Genomic DNA, 22,781 nt, shown 5'->3' with positions numbered 1-22,781 from the left:
TCAGAACACGCTGTAAACGATGAGAATCGTTCGCATACATGAACACGAATCATGGGTACTACACCATACTAAGCGATTGTGCTTTAACGCGCATCTTTCACACCGTGGACATTGAGCTTGGGTTATGACGCTTTTGAGGTAAACTCGTTCCCCTGCGGGTGCTGTTGGATATAGCTGGGGCGCGTATAATGTGGAGATGCATTTACCGCCACAAGGATAGATTGATGACCGTACGTACTCGTATTGCGCCTTCCCCCACTGGGGACCCGCACGTAGGCACGGCCTACATTGCGCTGTTCAACCTCTGCTTTGCCCGTCAGCACGGTGGTCAGTTCATCTTGCGCATTGAAGATACCGATCGGGTGCGTTCTACCCCTGAATCAGAACAGATGATTCTCGATTCGTTACGGTGGCTGGGGCTCGAATGGGACGAAGGCCCTGATGTAGGCGGCCCGCATGGCCCTTACCGTCAAAGCGAGCGCGGCGAGATCTACGCTCAGTATGCGCAGCAGCTTTTGGATGCAGGCCATGCCTTCAAGTGCTACCGCACCAGTGAAGAGCTGGACGAGCTGCGTGAATCCCGCAAGGAAGCAGGCCTGCATCTGGCCCTGAAGCCTGCAGACCTGGCGCTGGATGCCGCCGAGCAGGCGCGTCGTGAGCAGGAAGGCTGGCCGTATGTCATCCGCATGAACGTGCCCAGTGAAGGCGTCTGCGTGGTCAGCGACATGCTGCGCGGCAGAATCGAGGTGGAGTGGGCGCAGGTGGACGCGCAAATCCTGATGAAGTCCGATGGTATGCCCACCTATCACCTGGCCAACGTGGTCGATGACCATTTGATGGGCATCACCCATGTGCTGCGTGGCGAAGAGTGGATCAACTCGGCACCCAAGCACCAGCTGCTCTACGACTACTTCGGTTGGGAAATGCCCCAGCTCTGCCACATGCCGCTGCTGCGCAACCCGGACAAGTCGAAGCTCTCCAAGCGCAAGAACCCGACCTCGATCAACTATTATCGTCGCATGGGCTTTCTGCCTCAGGCCGTCACCAACTATCTGGGGCGGATGGGGTGGTCGATGCCGGACGAACGCGAAAAGTTCAGCCTGAGCGAAATGATGGCTGAGTTCGACATTCAGCGGGTATCGCTGGGTGGGCCGGTATTCGACCTGGAGAAGCTGACCTGGCTGAACGGCGTTTATATTCGTGAAGACCTGGATGATGACGCGTTGCTGCAGGCGCTGCGCGAGTGGGCGTTCAACGATGCCTATGTCAAGCAGATCCTGCCCCAGGTTCGCCCGCGGGTCGAGACGCTCTCGCAGGTGATTCCGCTGGCGGGCCACTTCTTCTCTGGGCTGCCCCCGTTGGAAAAGCAGGATTTCGACGCTATCAAGCTGGAAGACGAAGAGCTGGTGAAGCTGCTGCAATTTTTGGTGTGGCGCTTCGAAGCCGTCAATGCCTGGCACAAGGAAGCGCTGCTGACGGAAGTCAAACACCTGGCAGAACACTTCGAGCTGAAGATGAAGGCGTTTCTGGCGCCGGTGTTCATTGCCATTACGGGCAGTGCTTCCAGCACGTCCGTCATGGACGCCATGGCGATTCTCGGGTCGGACGTGACGCGGGCTCGCTTGCGCCACGCCATCGAGTTATTGGGTGGCGTATCGAAAAAGCAGGCGAAACGCTTCGAAAAAGAGTTCCGCGACCTGTAAATACTCGACCTGTACAGAGGGGCAGGGAGCGTCAGATGAGCGGCGAGCGAGATATTTGACGCTTCTTGCGAAAACAGGGTTGACGAAGGCGAGCGTAATCAGTAATATACGCTCCGTCTTCACGACACGTGGGGCCTTAGCTCAGCTGGGAGAGCGCAACACTGGCAGTGTTGAGGTCAGCGGTTCGATCCCGCTAGGCTCCACCATCATTAGCCCATGCTAACGATGTACCATGATGTAAAAAGGTAGATACGTCCCATTCGTCTAGTGGTCCAGGACACCGCCCTTTCACGGCGGGAACAGGGGTTCGAACCCCCTATGGGACGCCACCTTCTTCTGGTTTTTTGTATTTTCCCCCTTCAAAAAGTCTCGATAGCAACCCAATGTCGCGTTGCCTTTTCGGCTGCTTCCTGTTTGGCGTTTTAGCCAATTTATCGCTTTTTTTGTCAATATTGTGCTTGACTTGTCCACTTTTGCTCGTCTGGGTAAAGGGTTGTGCACAGCCTCGTGAATATGACATAAAAAATCAGCGTCTTAGCTTAATCTCTTTTAAATCAATGGCTTATGAGAGGTTAAAAAATGACCAATTTAAGGCTGGGTCACTGTTCATGGCGATTACGGGACGTTTTGTAGTGGTTGTGAACAGGGTTATCCACAGATAGTGTGGAAAACCCTGATCCGGCTGTCAGCGCCAAAATGTCAAGCGCTATTCGCCTTTGCGGAGACGCTTTAACAGCGAAGAGGTGTCCCATCGGCCACCCTGCATGCGCTGCACGTCGGCATAGAACTGATCCACCAGTGCGGTGACGGGTAGCGTGGCGTCCAGTCTGCGCGCTTGCTCCAGGCAGATACCCAGATCCTTGCGCATCCAGTCGACGGCAAAGCCGTGCTGATACTCATCGGCGATCATGGTCTTGTGGCGGTTTTCCATCTGCCAGGATCCTGCGGCACCTTTCGAAATCACCTCGATCACTTGATGCTGATCCAGTCCTGCCTGTTCGGCAAAGTGCAGACCCTCCGCTAACCCTTGTACCAGGCCGGCGATGCAGATCTGGTTGACCATCTTGGTGAGCTGGCCGCTGCTGGCGGGGCCCATGAGCGTGACAGCGCGAGCGTAGTGGTCAAGCACGGGGGCGACGGCATCGAAAGGGGCCTGTTCACCGCCGCACATGATGGTCAGCGCGCCGTTTTCTGCGCCCTGCTGGCCGCCGGATACCGGGGCGTCGATAAAATGAAGGCTCTGCTGGCGGCAGGCGGCATCCAGCTCCAGTGCCAGGTCGGCTGAGGCCGTGGTGTGGTCCACCAGATAGCTGCCGGGGGCCATGGCCTGCAGCACGCCGTGTTCGCCGGTGGTGACCTGACGCACGTCGTCGTCATTACCTACGCACACCAGCACCAGGTCGGCGCCCTGGGCCGCTTCGGCGGGCGTGGCGTGGGCCGTGCCGCCAAACTGATCGGCCCATGCCTGGGCTTTGGTGGTCGTGCGGTTATAAACGCGGGTGGTCAAGCCCTGCCTGGCCAGGTGTCCTGCCATGGGGTAACCCATGACGCCCAGGCCGATAAAGGCAACGGTAGTGATAGAAGACATAAAGCACCTTTGTTGTTGATGGGGGAGTGGTGTCATGAAGGGGTAGGCTGCACGCAAAAGGCCACCCGTGGGTGGCCTTTGTGTCGCTCAGTTATCGCCGTACAAGCCGCCGATTACTTCTTAGGGTAGTCACGCTGGTCATGACCAGTGTAAAGCTGGCGTGGACGACCGATCTTGTAGCTTTCGCTGAGCATTTCGTGCCAATGGGAGATCCAGCCAATGGTACGGGATACCGCGAAAATCACGGTAAACATGTTGGTTGGAATACCCATGGCCTTGAGGATGATGCCGGAGTAGAAATCGACGTTCGGGTACAGCTTGCGCTCGATGAAGTATTCGTCTTCGAGAGCGATCTGCTCCAGGCGCTTGGCGATCTTCAGCTGCGGGTCATCTGCCAGGCCCAGCTCGGCCAGTACTTCGTCGCAGGTCTCTTTCATGACCTTGGCGCGCGGGTCGAAGTTGCGGTAAACGCGGTGACCGAAGCCCATCAGCTTGAACGGGTCGTTCTTGTCTTTTGCCTTGTCCACGAAGCGCTGAATATTCTCTTCGGAATCGTCGCCGATTTCGTCGAGCATGTTCAGCACGGCTTCGTTGGCGCCGCCGTGTGCCGGTCCCCAGAGTGCCGCGATGCCCGCACTGATACAGGCAAACGGGTTGGCGCCGGTAGAGCCTGCCAGGCGTACGGTGGAGGTGGAGGCGTTCTGCTCGTGGTCCGCATGCAGCATGAAGATGCGGTCCATGGCTTTGGCGTACACCGGGTTGATCTTGTACTCCTCGCAAGGGTTGCTGAACATCATGTAGAGGAAGTTCTCTGCATAGCTCAGGTCGTTGCGCGGGTAGTTGAAGGGTTGGCCAACGTTGTACTTGTGCGACATGGCGGCCAGGGTAGGCATTTTGGCAATCAGGCGAATCGCGCTGATGATGCGGTCCTCTTCCTGAGTGATGTCCATGTGGTCATGATAGAACGCTGCCAGACCACCGACTACGCCACACAGGATCGACATCGGGTGTGCGTCGCGACGGAAGCCCTTGAAGAAGTTGTTGATCTGGTCATGCACCATGGTGTGATTGCGAATGCGCGATTCGAAATCGGTGTACTGCTCTTTTGTGGGCAGTTCACCAAACAGCAGGGTGTAGCACACTTCGACGAAGTTGGATTCTTTTGCCAGCTGGTCGATGGGGTAGCCGCGGTGCAGCAGTACGCCCTTGCCGCCATCGATGTAGGTGATTGCGGACTGGCAGGAAGAGGTGGCCATGAAGCCGGGGTCGTAGGTAAACAGGCCTTCGGCGCCCAGGCCACGCACGTCGATGACGTCGGGGCCAAGTGTGCCGGAATACATGGGTAGTTCGATCGTCTTATCGAGACCGTCTACCGTCAATGTCGCTTTCCTGTCAGCCATGATGGCCTCCTTTCGAGTTCGGTTTGGGACGTAAAGTCGTTGTTTCGCATGCCGCGCCGGCGAAAAGGCTTGCCCACTATAGAAGTGTGCGACATTTTGTCAATTAGCCGTAATGCTAGACATGCTTGTACAGGATGTGTTGTTTTGGATAATAATTGTATATGATTAACCGAGATCTATAGTACCGAAGTGACAGAGGGTTGACGATACGTTAACAGGCTTATCAAACCGTCCATCTAATGTCACTATAACCATGCTGCATCGCAAAATCGACTCAGACCATTGGCTATTTTCTTGCACCATGGTCGAGTTAAGTCTGAGATCGGTTTGTCAGCAGGGGCTAAGGTTCTTATAATCCACGGCGCGCGACCGGCAGGTAGGTGGTCGTGCCCGACTTGGCAACGGCCGAGCCCCTTCCAGCAACCACCGCCCGCTCGGGTTATGCCCGACCGTCGCTGAGCGGGCCAAGAGAGTGTGTATAACGCCGTGAATAGCAAACGACCCGTAAACCTAGACCTGACTACGATACATTTCCCACTGCCAGCGCTGACGTCGATTACGCACCGTATTACCGGCGTGATCCTGTTCGTCGGGCTGATCTTCGCTTTCTGGGCGCTGGGTAAATCCCTGTCATCTCCGGCTGGCTTTGACGCTGTCAGCAATGCCCTGGCGAATAACGTCCTCGCCAAGTTTGTGGCTTGGGGGCTGCTGTCTGCCCTGGCATTCCACTTTGTGGCAGGCATCAAGCACCTGCTCATGGATGCCAACATTGGCGTGACCCTGGAGGGTGGTGTGAAAAAAGCACAGGCTACGGTCGTAGTCAGTGCGGTTCTGATTATTCTGGCAGGAGTTTGGGTATGGTAACCAACATCACGAGTTTTGGCCGTAGCGGTCTGTCCGATTGGCTGATGCAGCGAGTATCTGCGGTCATTCTGGCCCTTTACACGGTCTTCATCGTCGCTTACCTGCTGTTTAATCCGAACCTGGATTACTACACCTGGAGTGGGCTGTTCGAGCAAACCTGGATGCGTATCTTCTCGCTGCTGGCCTTCATTTCCATTGCAGCGCACGCTTGGATCGGTTTGTGGACAGTCACTACCGATTACCTCAAGTCCACTCGCCTGCGCGTGGGTGCCCAGACGCTGATCATTCTGGCCATCTTCGTATACCTGGTGTGGGGCATCCAAATTCTGTGGGGAGCTTGATCTATGTCTAACCTTCGTAGCCTGACGTTTGACGCCATCATCGTGGGTGGCGGTGGCTCTGGCCTGCGTGCCGCTCTTGAACTGGCCAAGTCCGGTAAAAAGACAGCGGTACTGTCCAAAGTGTTCCCGACACGCTCCCACACGGTTTCTGCTCAGGGTGGTATCACCTGTGCGATTGCCTCCGCCGACCCGAACGACGACTGGCGCTGGCACATGTATGACACCGTCAAGGGCGGCGACTATATCGCTGACCAGGACGCTGCCGAGTACATGTGTTCAGAAGGCCCCAAGGCCGTCTTCGAACTCGAGCACATGGGCCTGCCGTTCTCGCGTTTCGACAATGGCCGCATCTATCAGCGTCCGTTCGGTGGTCAGTCCAAGAACTTTGGTGAAGGTGGTCAGGCGGCACGTACCTGCGCCGCCGCCGACCGTACCGGTCACGCGCTGCTGCACACCCTGTACCAGAACAACCTGAAGAACAACACCACGTTCCTGAACGAGTGGTACGCGGTGGATCTGGTCAAGAACGCCAACGGTGACGTGGTGGGCTGTATCGCCATGTGTATCGAAACCGGCGAAGTGGTGCACGTCAAGTCGAAAGCCACCGTGCTGGCGACCGGCGGTGCCGGACGCATCTACGCGTCGACCACCAACGCCCTGATCAACACGGGTGACGGCATCGGCATGGCGCTGCGCGCTGGTTTCCCGATGCAGGACATGGAAATGTGGCAGTTCCACCCGACCGGTATCTACGGTGCGGGCACGCTGGTCACCGAAGGTTGCCGTGGTGAAGGTGGCTACCTGGTCAACAAGGATGGCGAGCGTTTCATGGAGCGCTATGCGCCCAACGCCAAAGACCTGGCGGGCCGTGACGTCGTGGCGCGCTCCATGGTCATGGAAATCCTCGAAGGCCGCGGCTGTGGCGAGAAGGGCGACCACGTGTTCCTGAAGCTGGATCACCTGGGCGAAGAAGTACTTGGCAAGCGTCTGCCCGGCATCGTCGAGCTCTCCAAGACCTTCGCTCACGTCGATCCGGCCAAGGACCCGATCCCGGTCGTGCCGACCTGCCACTACATGATGGGCGGTATCCCGACCAACATTCATGGTCAGGCGATCACCCAGGACGAGAGCGGCAACGACAAGATCGTCAACGGTCTGTTCGCGTGTGGCGAAGCTGCCTGTGTATCGGTACACGGTGCCAACCGTCTGGGCGGCAACTCGCTGCTGGATCTGGTGGTCTTCGGTCGCGCCGCGGGCATGTTCATCGAAGGCGCGCTGAACGAAGGTATCGAATACCTGGATGCCTCCGAGTCGGACATCGAAGCCGCCATGAAGCGCATCACTCGCTGGAACGAATCTGAAGGCGGTGAAAGCATTCCTGAGCTCAAGGCCGAGCTGCAAAGCATCATGCAGAACTCTTTCGGTGTATTCCGTGAAGAGAAAAACATGCAGGAAGGTGTCAAACAGCTGGCGGAACTGCGTGGCCGCATCGACAATGCGCACCTGCCGGACAAGTCCAACGCCTTCAACACTGCCCGTGTCGAAGCGCTGGAGCTGGACAACCTGATGGAAGTGGCAGAAGCAACGGCGATTGCTGCCCTTGAGCGTAAAGAGAGCCGTGGTGCCCACTCGCGCTACGACTACCCCGACCGTGATGATGTCAACTGGCTGAAACACTCGCTCTACTTCCCGGCTAGCAAAGAGCTGAAGAAGCGCGACGTCAACTTCAAGCCGAAAACAGTCGATACGTTCGAGCCGAAGGTTCGCACCTACTAATCTCCGCACCGACGAGAGGGAGACACCATGTCAAATCTTCAGGTATCCGTGTATCGCTACAACCCGGAAACCGACTCCGCGCCCTACATGCAGGAGTTCCAGGTCGATACCAAAGGTCGCGATCTGATGGTGCTGGATGTACTGCACCTGATGAAAGAGCAGGACAGTGGCCTGGCCTATCGCCGCAGCTGCCGTGAAGGCGTGTGCGGCTCCGATGGCATGAACATGAACGGCAAGAACGGCCTGGCGTGCATCACGCCGCTGTCGGACGTCGTGAAAAACAACAAGCTGACTCTGCGTCCGTTGCCTGGCCTGCCGGTCATCCGTGACATGGTCGTGGACATGGGCTTGTTCTACAAGCAGTACGAGCGCATCCAGCCGTATCTGCAAAACGACACGCCAGCGCCCGCCATTGAGCGTCTGCAGTCGCCAGAAGAGCGCGACAAGCTGGACGGCCTGTACGAGTGTATCCTGTGTGCCTGCTGCTCCACGTCCTGCCCGTCGTTCTGGTGGAACCCGGACAAGTTCGTGGGCCCGGCGGGTCTGCTGCAGTCATACCGCTTCCTGGCCGACAGTCGCGATACCGCCACCCGTGAGCGTCTGACCAGCCTGGAAGACCCGTTCTCGGTATTCCGTTGCCGCGGCATCATGAACTGCGTGGCGGTATGCCCGAAAGGTCTGAATCCGACTCGTGCAATTGGTAAAATTCGTGAAATGTTGCTCGCAGATGCGACGTAACTCATTAATCCTGTGAAAAAAAAGCGACTACCACGTAAGTTGCATCACAAAGCTACTTAAATCGTGGCGCTTCGCTTGTTATCATAGGGGCTGTCATGGTGCGGCGACGCGCCGCACCATGGATCAGCCAAGTTTAAAAGCCGGTGCGACGAGTACCGGCTTTTGAGCATGAACTGGTAATGAAACGCGTCATCATACGTGTATGAACAAGGGCTACCGGCCTCAGGTCGGCGCCGCCGGCAAACGTCCCGCCCCGCCGGCAGGGCAATAGCGATGTCGTTGCACGCATGCAGCGATGCCGATACCACCCCATCAGTGCAGGGTGACCGAGAGATGCAACAAGGCATAATGGAGTTGATGTGGCGTTCCTCTCACGTTAGTGGTGGCAATGTCCACTACGTGGAAGCGCTTTACGAGCAGTACCTCGCCGATCCTGATTCTGTCTCAGACGAGTGGCGCAGCTATTTCGATCAGTTGCCGCGGGCTGAAGGCAGTGCCTCCCACGATGTTCCACTAAGCCCCATTCGTGATCAGTTCTACCAGCTTGGCCGTGAAAGTCGCCCAGGCCGGGTAGTCGCCGCGTCCGACAGCGGTGAAAACAAAAAGCAGGTCAAAGTCCTGCAGCTGATCAACGCGTATCGCTTCCGTGGCCATCAAAAGGCCAATATCGACCCGCTTGGTCTGCGTAATCCCACCCCCGTCCCCGACCTCGACCTGTCATTCCATCAGCTGTCCAAAGCTGATCTTGATACCGAGTTCCAGACAGGTTCTTTCTTCCTGGGTATTGATAAAGCACCGCTGCGCGAGATCGTCGACGCGCTGGAGCAGACCTACTGCCGCTCCATCGGCTGCGAAATCATGCACATCGTGGATACCGAAGAGAAGCGCTGGCTGCAGCGTCGTTTCGAATCGGTACGCAGCGCGCCCAAGTTCAGCGATGACGTGCGCAAGCACGTACTGGAGCGCCTGACGGCTGCGGAAGGTCTGGAAAATTACCTGGCCTCCAAGTACCCGGGTACCAAGCGCTTCGGCCTGGAAGGTGGCGAGTCGTTCGTACCGATGATGGACGAACTGATCCAGCGCGCCGGTGGCTATGGCACCAAGGAAGTCGTGATCGGCATGGCCCACCGTGGCCGCTTGAATCTGCTGGTCAACATCCTGGGCAAGAACCCTGCGGATCTGATCGACGAATTCGATGGCAAGAAAGTCATCGAGCGTGGTTCTGGTGACGTGAAATACCACCAGGGCTTCAGCTCCAACGTCATGTCGCCTGGTGGCGAAGTCCACCTGGCCATGTCGTTCAACCCGTCGCATCTCGAAATCGTCGCGCCGGTGGTGGAAGGCTCGGTACGTGCCCGCCAGGATCGCCGCAACGACGCTGACGGAAGCAAAGTGCTGCCGATCAACGTTCATGGCGATGCTGCCTTCGCGGGGCAGGGTGTGGTCATGGAGACATTCCAGATGTCCCAGACCCGCGCCTACAAGACCGGTGGTACGGTACACATCGTCATCAACAACCAGGTGGGGTTCACGACCTCCAACCCGGCCGATGCACGCTCCACCGAATACTGTACTGACATTGCCAAGATGGTTCAGGCGCCGATTTTCCATGTCAACGGCGATGATCCGGACGCGGTCATTCACGCTACGCAAGTGGCCCTGGATTACCGTCAGCAGTTCAAGAAAGACGTCGTCATCGACCTGGTGTGCTACCGCCGTCGCGGCCATAACGAAGCCGACGAGCCATCGGGCACCCAGCCGCTGATGTACGCCAAGATCAAGGACCACCCCTCCTCACGCACGCTGTATGCGCAGCGTCTGATCGAGCAGGGCGTGCTGTCCGAAGACGACGCCAAAGCCATGGTGGAAACCTACCGCGATGATCTCGTGGCAGGCAATCACGTGGCCAACGCACTGGTTCAGGAACCCAACAAGTCGCTGTTCGTCGACTGGGCTCCCTACCTGGGCCATGAGTGGACCGGCAATGCCGACACCACCTTCGACATGAAACGCCTGCAACAGCTGGCGGCGAAGATGTGTGAGATCCCCGACGGTGTCGAAGTACAGCGTCAGGTCGCCAAGATTTATGAAGACCGCCGCAAGATGCAGGCGGGCGGCATGGGGCTCAACTGGGGCTTCGCCGAAACGCTGGCCTATGCCACGCTGCTGGATCAAGGCCACCCGATCCGGATTACCGGTCAGGACGTTGGCCGTGGCACGTTCTCGCATCGTCATGCGGTGGTGCACAACCAGAAAGACGCGACGACCTACGTGCCGCTGCAAAACATGGCCGATGGTCAGCCCCGTTTCACCATCCACGACTCCTTCCTGTCGGAAGAAGCCGTGCTGGCGTTCGAGTATGGCTACTCCACCACGGCTCCCAACGATCTGGTGATCTGGGAAGCGCAGTTCGGTGACTTCTTCAACGGTGCCCAGGTCGTGGTCGACCAGTTCATTTCCTCTGGTGAGACCAAGTGGGGACGCCTGTGTGGTTTGACCATGCTGCTGCCTCATGGCTACGAAGGCCAGGGCCCCGAGCACTCTTCGGCACGCCTTGAGCGCTTCTTGCAGCTGTGCGCCGAGCACAACATGCAAGTGTGCGTACCGACGACGCCTGCCCAGATTTTCCATCTGCTGCGCCGTCAGGTGATTCGCCCGCTGCGCAAGCCGCTGGTGGTCATGTCGCCCAAGTCGCTGCTGCGCCACAAGGAAGCCGTGTCCAGTCTCGAAGATCTGGCCCATGGCAAGTTCCACATGGTGCTGCCCGACCAGGGCAACCTGGATGCAGAGAAAGTCACTCGTGTGATCATGTGCGCTGGCAAGGTCTACTATGATCTGGCCAACTGGCGTGCTGAGAACGAGCGTGACGATACGATCATCCTTCGTCTTGAGCAGCTCTACCCCTTCCCGAAAGAAGAGCTTCTGGAAGTGCTCCAGGCATATGCCAATGTGGAAGACATCGTCTGGTGTCAGGAAGAGCCGCTGAATCAGGGCGCCTGGTACTCCAGTCAGCACCACATGCGTGCCGTGGCCGACCTGTTGAAAGACGGCCTGGGTCGTGAGTTGAAATTCGCAGGGCGTCCTGCCTCGGCTGCTCCGGCAGCGGGCTACATGTCCGTCCACACTGAACAGCAGCGCCAGCTGGTGGAAGACGCTTTTAATATTTAAGCGTCCGCCAGGCTTAGAGAACATATAAGGGAAACGACATGGCTACTGATATCAAAGCGCCAACCTTTCCGGAATCCGTTGCCGAAGGCACCGTGGCCGCGTGGCACAAGAAGCCGGGTGACAGCGTCGAACGCGACGAGCTGATCGTTGAAATCGAGACCGATAAAGTGGTGCTTGAAGTCGTCGCACCGGAAGCGGGAACCCTGACCGACGTGATGGCCGAAGAAGGCGATACCGTCGAGTCCGAGCAAGTATTGGGCAAGATTGGTGAAGGCAGCGCCTCGGGCGACAGCGGTAAGAAAGAAGAAAAATCTTCTGACAACGCCGAGAAGGCCGAGTCCAAGGAAGCCGCTAAGCCAGCCGCCGGTGGCAAGCAGCACGACGTGAAGGCGCCCAGCTTCCCTGAGTCCATTCAGGAAGGCACCGTGGCGACCTGGCACAAGAAAGTAGGCGAAGCGGTCAAGCGTGACGAAGTGCTGGCCGACATCGAAACCGACAAGGTCGTGCTGGAAGTCGTGGCGCCTGCCGATGGTGCCCTGGCGGAAATCAAGGCAGAAGAAGGCAGCCAGGTTGAGTCCGAAGCGATTCTGGCAACCTTCGTAGAAGGCGGTGGCAGTGACCAGGCCAGCGCTTCTTCTTCCAGCAGCGCCTCCAACGACGCTGACGATGAAGGCGCCGATGAGAAGGTGGGTGACAAAGTGCTGGCACCGGCTGCTCGCAAGATGGTTGCCGAGCACGATCTGGACGTTTCCAGGATCGAAGGTACCGGCAAAGGCGGTCGCATTCTGAAAGAAGACGTTCAGAAAGCCGTCAAGGATGGTTCGGCCAGGAAAGCTGCCAAGTCCTCTGCGCCGGCCAAGGCTGCGGCGGCTCCGGCGGTGGCGGGTGAGCGCGAAGAGAAGCGCGTACCGATGACCCGTCTGCGCCAGACCATCGCCAAGCGCCTGGTTCAGGCACAGCAGACCGCGGCGATGCTGACCACGTACAACGAAGTGGACATGACGGAAATCATGGCCCTGCGTGCCCAGTACAAGGACACTTTCCAGAAGACCCACGATGTCAAGCTGGGCTTCATGGGCTTCTTTGTAAAAGCCGCTTCCGAAGCGCTCAAGCGCTTCCCGGACGTCAATGCCTCCATCGACGGCACCGACATCGTCTACCACGGTTATCAGGATATCGGTGTTGCCGTCTCCACCGACCGTGGCCTAGTGGTACCGGTACTGCGTGATACCGACAGCATGAAGATCGCAGACGTCGAGCGCAGCATCGTCGACTTCGGCAAGCGTGGCCGTGACGGCAAGCTGGGCATGGACGACATGATCGGCGGTACCTTCACCATCACCAACGGTGGCACCTTCGGTTCACTGATGTCGACGCCGATCATCAACCCGCCGCAGACCGCTATCCTGGGCATGCACAAGATTCAGGATCGCCCCATGGCGGTGAATGGCAAGGTCGAGATTCGCCCGATGATGTATCTGGCGCTCTCCTACGACCACCGCATGATCGATGGTAAAGATGCGGTAAGATTCCTGGTGACTATCAAAGAGCTGCTGGAAGACCCGGCTCGCTTGCTGCTGGACGTATAACGAAGCGCGTTGATCCGCCTTCGCTGTTGATGAAACGTTCTCTGCAATCGCACTTTGCCTCCTGCCCGGTTTAGATCAACTCGGGAGGGGGCAACCAAGCTAAAGGAGCCAACATGGCTGACAAGTTTGATGTGATCGTTATCGGTGCTGGCCCTGGTGGCTACGTAGCGGCTATCCGCGCTGCGCAGCTGGGTCTGAAAACCGCCTGTGTTGAAAAATGGATTGGCAAGGAAGGCAAGGTCGTCCACGGCGGCACCTGCTTGAACGTAGGCTGTATCCCGTCCAAAGCGTTGCTTGAAGCGTCGCACAAGTTCGTCGAAGCCAAGCACGATTTCGACGACATGGGTATCGAAGCCGGTGACGTCACCATGGACGTCAAGAAAATGATGGCCCGCAAGGACAAGATCGTTAAGAACTTGACCGGCGGCATCTCTGGCCTGTTCAAGGCCAACGGTGTGACCGCCATCGAAGGTACCGGCAAGGTCGTATCTGGCAAGCAGGTCGAAGTCACCGATCTGGACGGCAACACTACCGCCTACGACGCCGACAGCATCGTCATCGCGGCAGGCTCCGTGCCGGTGGAAATTCCGCCCACGCCGCTGACCGAAGGCCTGATCGTCGACTCTACCGGCGCACTGGAATTCCAGGAAACGCCCAAGCGCCTTGGCGTGATCGGCGCTGGTGTCATCGGCCTGGAGCTGGGTAGCGTCTGGAACCGTCTGGGTTCTGAAGTCACCGTGCTGGAAGCGATGGACTCCTTCCTGCCGATGGTCGACACCACGATTGCCAAAGAGACTCAGAAACTGCTCAAGAAGCAGGGCCTGGATATCAAACTGGGCGCCCGTGTGACCGGCTCCGAGACCAATGGTGATGAAGTCATCGTCAAGTACACCGATGCTGACGGCGAGCAGGAAATCACCTTCGACAAGCTGATCGTATGTGTCGGCCGTCGTCCTTACACCAAAGGCGTTGTGGCCGATGGCGTGGGCGTCGAGCTGGACGAGCGTGGCTTCATCTTCGTGGACGACCAGTGCCGTACCAACGTGCCGGGCGTTTACGCGATTGGCGACTGTGTACGCGGCCCGATGCTGGCCCACAAGGCCTCTGAAGAGGGCATCATGGTGGCGGATATCATCGCCGGCCACAAGGCCGAGATGAACTACGACACCATCCCCAGCGTCATCTATACCTTCCCGGAAGTGGCCTGGGTCGGCATGACCGAGCAGGACGCCAAGGCCAAGGGTATCGAAATCAAGACCGGTAGCTTCCCCTTCGCAGCCAGCGGCCGTGCCATGGCCAACAACGCCACCGAAGGCAGCGCCAAGATTATTGCCGATGCGGAAACCGACCGTATTCTAGGTATGCACATCGTGGGTCAGCACGCCGGTGAGATGATCGCCCAGGGCGTGATCGCCATGGAATTCGGCTCCAGCGCCGAAGACCTGGCATTGACCTGCTACGCGCACCCGACCATGTCGGAAGCCGTACACGAAGCTGCTCTGGCGGTAGAAGGTCATGCCATTCACATGGCCAACCGCAAGAAGCGCAAGTAATTCGCTAAGCAACAACCAAGCGCCACCGTCAGGTGGCGCACCACTTTCATGGCGGCGTGGCAACTCGCCGTCATGAAAGTACGGGGATGACCAGCACCTGCAAGATGTTCTTCAGGGCGACTGATCATCGTTCGAGTCACATGCAACCAATGGCATGAATCGATGAACCTTCACGAGTATCAAGGTAAACAGCTGTTTGCCGATTATGGTCTGCCAGTGTCCAAAGGCTTTGCCGTGGACACTCCCGAAGAAGCAGTAGAAGCGTGCAAAAAAATCGGCGGCGACATGTGGGTCGTCAAAGCCCAGGTTCACGCTGGCGGCCGCGGTAAAGCGGGCGGCGTCAAGCTGATCAAGGACCCGGCAGAAGCCAAAACCTTCGCCGAGCAGTGGCTGGGCAAGAACCTGGTTACTTACCAGACTGACGAAAAAGGTCAGCCGGTTGCCAAGATTCTGGTAGAGACCTGCACCAACATCGCCGACGAGCTGTACCTGGGCGCGGTCGTTGACCGTACCACTCGTCGCGTCGTGTTCATGGCCTCCACCGAAGGCGGTGTCGAGATCGAAACCGTCGCCGAAGAGACGCCGGAAAAGATCCTCAAGGCCGAAATCGATCCGCTGGTCGGCGCACAGCCCTATCAGGCGCGTGAACTGGCGTTCGCGCTGGGTCTGAAAGGTGATCAGGTGAAGCAGTTCACCAAGATCTTCCTGGGTCTCTCCAAGCTGTTCCACGACAAGGATCTGGCGCTGCTCGAGATCAACCCGTTGGTGATCACCGACGAAGGCAACCTGCACTGCCTGGACGCCAAACTGGGCCTCGACAGCAACGCCCTGTACCGTCACCCGGACCTGCAGGCGATGCGCGATCCTTCCCAGGAAGATCAGCGTGAAGCCGACGCCGCGAAGTGGGAGCTGAACTACGTGGCCCTCGACGGTAACATCGGTTGCATGGTCAACGGCGCTGGCCTGGCCATGGGCACCATGGACATCGTCAACCTGAGCGGCGGCAAGCCGGCCAACTTCCTGGACGTTGGCGGCGGCGCGACCAAAGAGCGCGTAGCCGAAGCGTTCAAGATCATCCTGTCTGACGACAACGTCAAAGCCGTTCTGGTGAACATCTTCGGCGGTATCGTTCGTTGCGACATGATTGCCGAAGGCATCATCGGTGCCGTTGAGCAAGTTGGCGTCAACGTGCCGGTCGTCGTTCGCCTGGAAGGTAACAACGCTGAATTGGGCGCTGAGAAGCTGGCGTCCAGCGGTCTGAACATCATCGCTGCTACCAGTCTGACCGACGCGGCTCAGCAGGTTGTCAAAGCAGCGGAGGGCAAGTAATGAGTATCCTGATCGATAAGAACACCAAGGTCATCTGCCAAGGGTTCACCGGTGGCCAGGGCACGTTCCACTCCGAACAGGCGATTGCCTATGGCACGCAAATGGTCGGCGGTGTTACGCCGGGCAAAGGTGGCCAGACGCACCTGGGCCTGCCCGTGTTCAACACCGTGAAAGAAGCGGTCGAGAAAACCGGCGCAGAAGCCAGCGTGATCTACGTACCGGCAGCGTTCTGCAAAGACTCGATCCTTGAAGCGGCCAACGCTGGCATCAAGCTGATCGTGTGCATCACCGAAGGCATCGCGACCCTCGACATGCTCGAAGCGAAAGTAAAATGCGACGAGCTGGGCGTACGTCTGATCGGCCCGAACTGCCCCGGCGTGATCACCCCGGGCGAATGTAAAATCGGCATCATGCCGGGTCACATTCACCAGCCGGGTAAAGTGGGCATCGTATCGCGTTCCGGTACTCTGACCTACGAAGCGGTCAAGCAGACCACTGACCACGGTTTCGGCCAGTCTACCTGTGTCGGCATCGGTGGTGACCCGATTCCGGGCTCCAACTTCATCGACATCCTGGAGATGTTCGAGAAGGACCCGAAAACCGAAGCGATCGTGATGATCGGTGAAATCGGCGGCACCGCTGAAGAAGAAGCCGCGGCCTACATCAAGGCCAACGTTTCCAAGCCGGTGGTTTCCTACATTGCCGGTGTGACAGCACCTCCCGGCAAGCGTATGGGCCATGCAGGCGCCATCATCTCTGGCGGTAAAGGTACTGCCGACGAGAAATTTGCTGCCCTGGAAGACGCCGGTGTCAAAACCGTACGCTCCTTGGCGCAAATTGGCGATGCACTGAAAGAAGTGACCGGCTGGTAAGCCGCGTACTTTTTCAGAGCGCTAAAAAAGGGCACCTTCGGGTGCCCTTTTGCATGGTGCTGCTCATGGCCTCGCCGACGCCTGCCGTGAGGCCATGCCGGGGTCAGGCGGCGGGTTTCGCCACCAGCGAGCGGGTCTCTTCACGGGCTTCCGTGAGCGAGACACGCAGGCTGTCGCCCAGTTTGAAGCGCTCTTCGCCTTCGATCTGAATGCGGCCCTCTTTATCGTCGATCACCACCTTGTCGCGGTCGCTATGCATCAAGGGGGCTGGCACGAAGGCCGTGGCGCCGTTTTCGATCAGACGCACCCGCATGCCGCCACGATTGATGGCCATGATTTCGGCCTCGAAGGTATCCTGGTTCTGTGCTGCCGGGGTCAGGTAGCGAACGTAGAGCCAATCTTTCACGTCACGCTCGGCCATACGGTTCAGGCGGCGGCGTTCGGTGAGCTGCTCGGTGAGCTGCTGGCTGGCCTCTGCCGGGGCCTGTTCACCCTTGAGCACGCGCTTGATCAAGCGGTGGTTGACCATATCGCCATACTTGCGGATCGGCGAGGTCCACGTGGCGTAGGCGGGCAGCCCCAGGCCGAAATGTGGGCCAGGTTGGGCCGACATGCTGGTGAAGCCCTGGAAACGGCGCAGGCGGGCATCCAGCCAGGCGTCGTCACGGCTTTCCAGTGCGCGCTTGAGCTCTTTGTAGTGCGCCAGCTCGGTGAGCGCTTCCTGGGCCACCTCAATCTCCTGACTGGCGAGGAACTCCTGGGCCGCTTCGGCTTTTTCGGGCTCGAAGGCGCGGTGCACGTTGAAGATGCCGTGGCCGATATGGCTGGCCAGGAAGTCTGCACAGCAGGCGTTGGCCGCAATCATCGACTCTTCGATCATGCGGTTGGCGATGCGCCGGTCTTCGGTACGCACGCCCAGCACGTTGCCTGCTTCGTCCAGATCGAACACGTAATCCGGGCGGTCCTTGAACACCAGTGCGTGCTCGTTGCGCCAGGCGGTGCGGGCTTCCGTCAGGGCCTGCAGTGCTTTGAGCTGCTCGGCAATCTCCTCGGCCGGTGCCCAGTCGCCCTGGCCTTCGATCCAGTCAGAGACGCGCTCGTACACCAGCTTGGCGTGGGAGGTCACGTTGGCGGCAAAGAAGCGGTAGTCGCCCAGGCTGCCGTCGGCGTTGATGTCCAGCGTACACGCCAGGGCCGGGCGCTCCTGGCCTTCCCACAGCGAGCACAGGTCATCGGCCAGCTGCTCCGGCAGCATGGTGACGTTCTGGCCCGGCAGGTAAACCGTGAAGGCACGCACACGCGCTTCCAGGTCGGCCGCGTGCTCCTCATCCACATACGCCGTGGGGTCGGCAATGGCCACGCTCAGCTGCCAGCCGCCTTCCGGACGCGCCACCACGTGCAGGGCATCGTCCATATCGCGGGTCTTCTCACCATCGATGGTGAAGAAGGGGCGTTGCGTCAGGTCTTCCCGAGTCAGGCCCTCATCGCGCAGCGGCCAGTCGCTACCGGCATCCGGGCACTCCTGCTCCAGCGCGTGGCGCGCCAGGGTGACACGCCACGGTACGGCGGGGTTGTCGACCTTGGCGACCAGCTCGTCGATTTGGGCAAAGAAGCCGCGATCGTTCTCCTTGAGCGGATGGCGCACCAGACGCGCCACGACCCAGTCGCCGTCGCCAATGCTGTCTTCGTCCAGGCTGTTCTTGATGCGGGCTTTCAGCACATTGCGAATCGAGGGGTGATCGGGCACCACTGCCAGGCGGCCTTCGCGCTTTTGCACGCGGGCGATGAAGCGGTCCAGGCCCGCTTCGATCAGCTTCTCCGGCTCGACGGATTTTTTGTCGCCGTTCTCATGAATCACGGCTTCGACGCGGTCGCCGTGGAGCACCTGCTTCATGGCAGGCGGCGGCACGAAATAGGATTCGCCGCTGTCGGTTTCAAGAAACCCGAAGCCTTTTTCGGTGGCTTTGATCACCCCTTCGGCGCGGGGAGTGGTTTCACGGATCTGTTGCTTGAGCTGGGCAAGCAGGGAGTTATTTTGAAGCATGTGTTCGATCAGTTGGCGAGAGTAGGGTGCCACTATACGGATTCCCGTTGGCCGCGCCAATCGTTGCCCTTGGGTAAGTCACACCCGCTCAGGCGGGTCAATGACTTACCCGCTTGCGGATGAATCGGTTAAGCTGAGGCTCACTTCATGCGCCACGCCCAAGGAGCCTGTATGACCCCACGCCTGATTGTTTCCGACCTGGACGGTACGCTGCTGGGTAGCGACCACCGGTTACACGACAGCACGGTAGACGTACTGCGCGCCCTGGTGCAAAAGGGTCACCATGTAGCGCTGGCCTCTGGCCGTCATTACCACGACATGCGGGTGTTTCGTGAGGAACTGGCCATTCCGGCCCATTTGATCAGCACCAACGGTGCTTACACCCACGCCCCGGATGACCGCTTGATCAGCGCGTCTCACCTGGCACCTGAACATGCACACACCTTGATTCATCTGCCCCGGCCCCCGCAGGTGCGCCTGAGCTTGTATCGCGATGAGGGTTGGCATGTCGATGCCGAAGCGCCGCACCTGCTGTCGCTGCACGCCTCCACCGGGTTCACCTATGACGTGGTGCCGCCCGAACAGATGGACCGCCACGGGGTGGGCAAGGTGCTCTATCTGGGTGACCCCCAAGCGCTGGCCGAACTGGAGGCCCAGGCCCACGCGGCACACGGTGAGGGGCTGCACATCACCTACTCCACGGTGGACTCACTGGAGATCATGGCGGGCGGGGTGAACAAGGGCGTGGCGCTGGCGGCGCTGCTGGAGTCATTGGGCCTCACCGCCGCCGACTGCCTCGCCTTTGGCGACAACCTCAACGACACCGAGATGCTGACCCTGGCCGGGGAGGCGCAGGTCATGGCCAACGCCCACCCGGCGCTGTTCGACCGTGTGCCCGATGCCCGGCGCATTGGCCATCACGGGGAAGCGGCGGTGGCCCACTGGTTGGCTGAGCGTTTCGGACTGTCGGGTTAGCTCTGCCACCTTAGTCGAGGGCCGCTTGCGGTAGCGACAGCGCTCCACCATCATCTAGCCCCTAAAACGATAACAACCCAGGGGCGCTTTCCACGATGACAACCACGCCTGCGACCTTGATGGTGGTCGATGATGACCCGGAAATCCGCGAGCTGCTGGCGCGTATCAAGGCCGTGCTGCGTCGAAGCCGCACGGCACAGCTGGAGCAGCTCGATGAGCTCTCCAGCAACATGGCCTTCAGCATTGCGTCCACCATGCGCTTTTTTCGTTCGCTGCCGGTGGACTATTGCCATATCGTGCTCGACCAGCGGCGCATCCCCGTGGAGGACATTGGCAGCGGTTACCGCTGGCTCTCTTCAACCGCATGCAGCTGGCCTGAACCGCTGCCTGACGCGCTGTGACAGGCTTATTCCTACTCCTTGTGCCGCGTGGTGGCAGGGGCGGGCTCTTTGTCCAGCCGTTTGAGCTGTCGCCAGAGATCCTGACGCAGGTCGGCCAGCCGCGGCTGCTCTTCCGGGCTGAAAGCCACTGGCCGACACAGGCGCTGGGCGCGCAGCCCCAGACGGGCGCTCAGCAGCCCCGTGGCCAGCCCCTGGCCTGCACGTGCCGACAAGCGCCCTGCCAAATCCAGCGAGAGCATGTTGACGCTGGCATCGGTGGCCAGTTCGCTGGCTCCGGCAAAGGCCATGTTGTGCAACACATGGCGAAACAGCCTCAGTCGGCTGGCGTAGCCGAGCTCCAGCCCGTACAGGCGGCTGAGCCTGTCTACCATGGCCAGGCTGCGCCAGGCCACCAGGGCCATATCTACCAGCGTCAGCGGGCTGACCGCCACCATGATGGCGGTTTCACCCGACATGCGGGTAATCAAACGCTGGGCTTCCCGGTCTCGAGGGGCCAACAGGTGGTAGCGCAGCAGCGTATGGATCTCTTCTCCGCTATGGTGGGGCTGGCAGGCGCGCTGAAAGGCCAGCCAGTGAGGGTCGTCGTTGCCGAGCTTCAACTGCTGGCGAAGCTGTTCGGCCATGGCCAACGCCTGTTTGCCGGAGCGCTGGGGCAGTTCGGCCAGGTTGGCCCGCAGCCGGTCATGGCGCTTGAGCCGCCCCAGACGGCCAATCTCCTTCAGCAGCGAGACACCGCCCAGGCCAATCAGGCTGATACCGAAGAGCTGCCAGGCCATGGTCAGCCACTGGGACTGCGCGAGCGCATCGGGGATGCCGGTGACCAGTTCCACGGTGCCCAGCGTGGCACCGCCTGCCAGCGCAAACATCAGCCCCCAGCGGCGCTTGCGGGGAGCGCCCAGGGTTTCTTCCGGCAGGGCTTTCAGCTCGGCCTGGGTGGCCAGCGGCTGGTGGGTGTCCGTGGTGGCAAAACGCTCGTGCTGACGCAGAGTCTCTGCGGCGGGCTCGGGGGGCGCTTCGCTATGAAAGTCGCGGCGGGGCTGAGGGTTGCTCATGACAGTTTATCTCCAATCAGCCAGTCGATCGCGGCGTCCATACGGATGTGGGGCAGCGCCTCGCCGTTGGCGGGCATCGGGCGGAAACTCGGGAAATCGAACCCCTGCTGCTGCCAGAAATCGGCCCTGGGCAAGCGGCTGGGCACGTCGCCTGGGTAGACCAGCACCTCTTCGCCTTCCAGGGTGGTGCCTTTGAGGGCCGGGCTGCGCTGGCCGTCGTGGAGCACTTCCCTGGCCTCGGTGGCGCGGATGGCGGCCAGCGACAGCGCTTTGACGGGAATGTCCGCGTAGCGCAGGTCCTTGAGCGGCTCCGCCAGCAGCGCTTCCAGCAGGGTCACCACATGGGGGTGCTGGTCGGGGGTGACATGGTCGGCTTTGGTGGCGGCAATCGCCAGCCGGTCGATTTTGGGCGCAAACAGCCGGGTCAACAGGCTGCGCTTGCCGTAATCGAAGCTCTGCATCAGCTGATGCAGCGCTTTGGAAAGGTCCTCGAAACGCTCCGGCCCCGCGTTGAGCGCGCCGAGCACATCCACCAGCACGATCTGTCGGTCAAAGCGCCGGAAGTGGTCGCGGTAGAAGGGCCGCACCACCTGCTGCTGATAGTAACGAAAGCGCGATGCCAGCGTGGCGTAGAGGCTCGTGGCCGGAAGCGCGTCGAGGCGCTCCTGGGGAGTCTCCAGTCCAGGCAAGGGAAAGAACTGCAGCACCGGCGCGCCGTCCAGCTCGCCCGGCAGCAGGAAGCGGCCCGGCTGCAGGTCGGAAAAGCCCGCCTGCTTCGCGCGACGCAGCCCCAGCGCATAGGCCTCCGCCAGGCGTGCCAGGTGCGCTTCATCCGCCTCGGCGCTGGGGTCCAGCTGCTCGGCCTCGGCCAGCCACTCACTGAACAGCGCCCGGCGGTGCGGCCCCAGATGCTGGGTCTGCTGCTGGCTCCAGCTATAAAAGTCATGCTGCAGCAGGGGAAGATCGAGCAGCCACTCGCCGGGATAATCGAACAGGTCCAGGGTCAGGTGGGCGATCTCGGGGGTGAGCCAGCCCGGCCTTGCTGGGCGATAACGCAGCTGCAGGCGCAGCTCGCTGATGCCTCGGGTCGGCTCCGGCCAGCGCGGCGGGGTGTCGTTCAGCGCGCTCATGCCCGGGTCGTAGGGGAAGCGCGGCACGCCCAGGTCAGGCTGGCTCAGCCGCTGGGCGCCCAGCAGCCTGCCTTCCCGGGCCACGGGCAGCAAGTCAAGCTGTGCTTCCACGCCTGCGTGGCGTAGCTGATTGACCAGCGAGGTCAGAAAGGCCGTCTTGCCCGCCTGGGAAAGGCCGGTGACGGCCAGCCGCAGCTGGCGATCCCGGCTGCGTTCCAACAGGTTGCCTAGTTCACGACTCAACGGCTGGCGCATAAC

At 59.9% G+C, this 22,781-nt stretch carries 16 protein-coding genes, 2 tRNA genes and 1 pseudogene; 14 read left to right on the top strand and 5 right to left on the bottom strand.

Annotation, left to right across the window (positions count from 1 at the left end; all coding sequences use genetic code 11):
- Nucleotides 1–224: 224 nt before the first annotated feature.
- The 3 genes from gltX to KVY02_RS12640 all read left to right on the top strand — a co-directional run bounded on the left by gltX (nucleotide 225) and on the right by KVY02_RS12640 (nucleotide 2,032).
- Nucleotides 225–1,703, top strand: a complete 1,479-nt coding sequence (gltX, locus tag KVY02_RS12650; RefSeq protein ID WP_218313620.1) for a glutamate--tRNA ligase — start codon at nucleotides 225–227, stop codon at nucleotides 1,701–1,703.
- Between the two features lie 130 nt (nucleotides 1,704–1,833).
- Nucleotides 1,834–1,909 (top strand) — tRNA-Ala (locus tag KVY02_RS12645).
- A 47-nt stretch (nucleotides 1,910–1,956) separates the two neighbouring features.
- Nucleotides 1,957–2,032 (top strand) — tRNA-Glu (locus KVY02_RS12640).
- Between the two features lie 377 nt (nucleotides 2,033–2,409).
- Here the strand turns inward: KVY02_RS12640 and KVY02_RS12635 are convergent.
- Nucleotides 2,410–3,291, bottom strand: a complete 882-nt coding sequence (locus tag KVY02_RS12635; RefSeq protein WP_218313619.1) for an NAD(P)-dependent oxidoreductase — start codon at nucleotides 3,289–3,291, stop codon at nucleotides 2,410–2,412.
- A 113-nt stretch (nucleotides 3,292–3,404) separates the two neighbouring features.
- A complete protein-coding gene (gltA, locus tag KVY02_RS12630) occupies nucleotides 3,405–4,691 on the bottom strand; it encodes a citrate synthase (RefSeq protein ID WP_218313618.1) in 1,287 nt (428 codons plus the stop codon).
- A gap of 486 nt (nucleotides 4,692–5,177) precedes the next feature.
- On the opposite strand from gltA, the gene sdhC reads away from it, so the two are divergent.
- From sdhC to sucD, 9 genes are all read left to right on the top strand, one after another.
- Nucleotides 5,178–5,555, top strand: coding sequence for a succinate dehydrogenase, cytochrome b556 subunit (gene sdhC, locus KVY02_RS12625; protein ID WP_170919473.1), 378 nt, complete (start codon nucleotides 5,178–5,180; stop codon nucleotides 5,553–5,555).
- Nucleotides 5,549–5,896, top strand: a complete 348-nt coding sequence (sdhD, locus tag KVY02_RS12620) for a succinate dehydrogenase, hydrophobic membrane anchor protein (protein ID WP_016914532.1) — start codon at nucleotides 5,549–5,551, stop codon at nucleotides 5,894–5,896. The genes sdhC and sdhD overlap by 7 nt, the downstream gene beginning before the upstream one ends.
- 3 nt (nucleotides 5,897–5,899) lie before the next feature.
- Nucleotides 5,900–7,672 carry a succinate dehydrogenase flavoprotein subunit gene (gene sdhA / locus KVY02_RS12615; RefSeq protein WP_218313617.1) on the top strand — a complete coding sequence of 591 codons (1,773 nt, stop codon included), beginning with the start codon at nucleotides 5,900–5,902 and terminating at the stop codon, nucleotides 7,670–7,672.
- A 27-nt stretch (nucleotides 7,673–7,699) separates the two neighbouring features.
- Nucleotides 7,700–8,410, top strand: a complete 711-nt coding sequence (locus tag KVY02_RS12610; RefSeq protein WP_016914530.1) for a succinate dehydrogenase iron-sulfur subunit — start codon at nucleotides 7,700–7,702, stop codon at nucleotides 8,408–8,410.
- Between the two features lie 333 nt (nucleotides 8,411–8,743).
- Nucleotides 8,744–11,578, top strand: coding sequence for a 2-oxoglutarate dehydrogenase E1 component (locus tag KVY02_RS12605; protein ID WP_039176946.1), 2,835 nt, complete (start codon nucleotides 8,744–8,746; stop codon nucleotides 11,576–11,578).
- Between the two features lie 38 nt (nucleotides 11,579–11,616).
- The gene (gene odhB, locus KVY02_RS12600; protein WP_081195581.1) at nucleotides 11,617–13,167 is read left to right on the top strand and encodes a 2-oxoglutarate dehydrogenase complex dihydrolipoyllysine-residue succinyltransferase; all 1,551 of its coding nucleotides are present in this window, start codon (nucleotides 11,617–11,619) and stop codon (nucleotides 13,165–13,167) included.
- A 113-nt stretch (nucleotides 13,168–13,280) separates the two neighbouring features.
- Nucleotides 13,281–14,720, top strand: a complete 1,440-nt coding sequence (lpdA, locus tag KVY02_RS12595) for a dihydrolipoyl dehydrogenase (protein WP_193460709.1) — start codon at nucleotides 13,281–13,283, stop codon at nucleotides 14,718–14,720.
- 162 nt (nucleotides 14,721–14,882) lie between these two features.
- Complete coding sequence (gene sucC, locus KVY02_RS12590; protein ID WP_100731173.1) at nucleotides 14,883–16,049, top strand: ADP-forming succinate--CoA ligase subunit beta; 1,167 nt, start codon at nucleotides 14,883–14,885, stop codon at nucleotides 16,047–16,049.
- Nucleotides 16,049–16,921, top strand: a complete 873-nt coding sequence (gene sucD / locus KVY02_RS12585) for a succinate--CoA ligase subunit alpha (protein ID WP_016914525.1) — start codon at nucleotides 16,049–16,051, stop codon at nucleotides 16,919–16,921. The genes sucC and sucD overlap by 1 nt, the downstream gene beginning before the upstream one ends.
- Before the next feature lie 103 nt (nucleotides 16,922–17,024).
- Here the strand turns inward: sucD and KVY02_RS12580 are convergent, their stop codons facing one another.
- Nucleotides 17,025–18,965 carry an exoribonuclease II gene (locus KVY02_RS12580; RefSeq protein WP_218315083.1) on the bottom strand — a complete coding sequence of 647 codons (1,941 nt, stop codon included), beginning with the start codon at nucleotides 18,963–18,965 and terminating at the stop codon, nucleotides 17,025–17,027.
- 171 nt (nucleotides 18,966–19,136) lie between these two features.
- Here KVY02_RS12580 and KVY02_RS12575 point away from each other — a divergent pair, with 171 nt between their 5' ends.
- Together KVY02_RS12575 and KVY02_RS18570 are read left to right on the top strand one after the other, a co-directional pair.
- Entirely contained in the window at nucleotides 19,137–19,940 is an 804-nt protein-coding gene (locus tag KVY02_RS12575; RefSeq protein WP_218313616.1) for a Cof-type HAD-IIB family hydrolase, read from the top strand.
- A 188-nt stretch (nucleotides 19,941–20,128) separates the two neighbouring features.
- Nucleotides 20,129–20,281, top strand: a pseudogene (locus tag KVY02_RS18570) (two-component sensor histidine kinase); the annotation flags it as partial.
- A gap of 71 nt (nucleotides 20,282–20,352) precedes the next feature.
- On the opposite strand, the gene KVY02_RS12565 reads toward KVY02_RS18570, so the two are convergent.
- Both KVY02_RS12565 and KVY02_RS12560 read right to left on the bottom strand, forming a co-directional pair.
- A complete protein-coding gene (locus KVY02_RS12565) occupies nucleotides 20,353–21,393 on the bottom strand; it encodes a YcjF family protein (protein ID WP_081195583.1) in 1,041 nt (346 codons plus the stop codon).
- Nucleotides 21,390–22,778 (bottom strand): YcjX family protein, encoded by a 1,389-nt coding sequence (locus tag KVY02_RS12560; RefSeq protein ID WP_081195584.1) that lies wholly within the window; start codon nucleotides 22,776–22,778, stop codon nucleotides 21,390–21,392. The genes KVY02_RS12565 and KVY02_RS12560 overlap by 4 nt, the downstream gene beginning before the upstream one ends.
- Nucleotides 22,779–22,781 lie beyond the last annotated feature (3 nt).

This window comes from Halomonas sp. 18071143, assembly GCF_019211725.1.
Classification (GTDB): domain Bacteria; phylum Pseudomonadota; class Gammaproteobacteria; order Pseudomonadales; family Halomonadaceae; genus Vreelandella; species Vreelandella stevensii.
The sequence above is the reverse complement of the archived record's forward strand: the minus strand, read 5'-3'. Positions and strand labels throughout refer to the sequence as shown.

Excerpts from the sequence above, each read along its gene's own strand:
- KVY02_RS12610 (WP_016914530.1), top strand. The coding sequence starts at position 7,700 with ATGTCAAATCTTCAGGTATCCGTGTATCGCTACAACCCGGAAACCGAC.
- KVY02_RS12560 (WP_081195584.1), bottom strand. The coding sequence starts at position 22,778 with ATGCGCCAGCCGTTGAGTCGTGAACTAGGCAACCTGTTGGAACGCAGC.
- sdhA (WP_218313617.1), top strand. The coding sequence starts at position 5,900 with ATGTCTAACCTTCGTAGCCTGACGTTTGACGCCATCATCGTGGGTGGC.
- KVY02_RS12580 (WP_218315083.1), bottom strand. The coding sequence starts at position 18,965 with ATGCTTCAAAATAACTCCCTGCTTGCCCAGCTCAAGCAACAGATCCGT.
- gltX (WP_218313620.1), top strand. The coding sequence starts at position 225 with ATGACCGTACGTACTCGTATTGCGCCTTCCCCCACTGGGGACCCGCAC.
- KVY02_RS12605 (WP_039176946.1), top strand. The coding sequence starts at position 8,744 with ATGCAACAAGGCATAATGGAGTTGATGTGGCGTTCCTCTCACGTTAGT.
- KVY02_RS12565 (WP_081195583.1), bottom strand. The coding sequence starts at position 21,393 with ATGAGCAACCCTCAGCCCCGCCGCGACTTTCATAGCGAAGCGCCCCCC.
- KVY02_RS12575 (WP_218313616.1), top strand. The coding sequence starts at position 19,137 with ATGACCCCACGCCTGATTGTTTCCGACCTGGACGGTACGCTGCTGGGT.
- sucC (WP_100731173.1), top strand. The coding sequence starts at position 14,883 with ATGAACCTTCACGAGTATCAAGGTAAACAGCTGTTTGCCGATTATGGT.
- odhB (WP_081195581.1), top strand. The coding sequence starts at position 11,617 with ATGGCTACTGATATCAAAGCGCCAACCTTTCCGGAATCCGTTGCCGAA.
- gltA (WP_218313618.1), bottom strand. The coding sequence starts at position 4,691 with ATGGCTGACAGGAAAGCGACATTGACGGTAGACGGTCTCGATAAGACG.
- sucD (WP_016914525.1), top strand. The coding sequence starts at position 16,049 with ATGAGTATCCTGATCGATAAGAACACCAAGGTCATCTGCCAAGGGTTC.
- sdhD (WP_016914532.1), top strand. The coding sequence starts at position 5,549 with ATGGTAACCAACATCACGAGTTTTGGCCGTAGCGGTCTGTCCGATTGG.
- KVY02_RS12635 (WP_218313619.1), bottom strand. The coding sequence starts at position 3,291 with ATGTCTTCTATCACTACCGTTGCCTTTATCGGCCTGGGCGTCATGGGT.
- lpdA (WP_193460709.1), top strand. The coding sequence starts at position 13,281 with ATGGCTGACAAGTTTGATGTGATCGTTATCGGTGCTGGCCCTGGTGGC.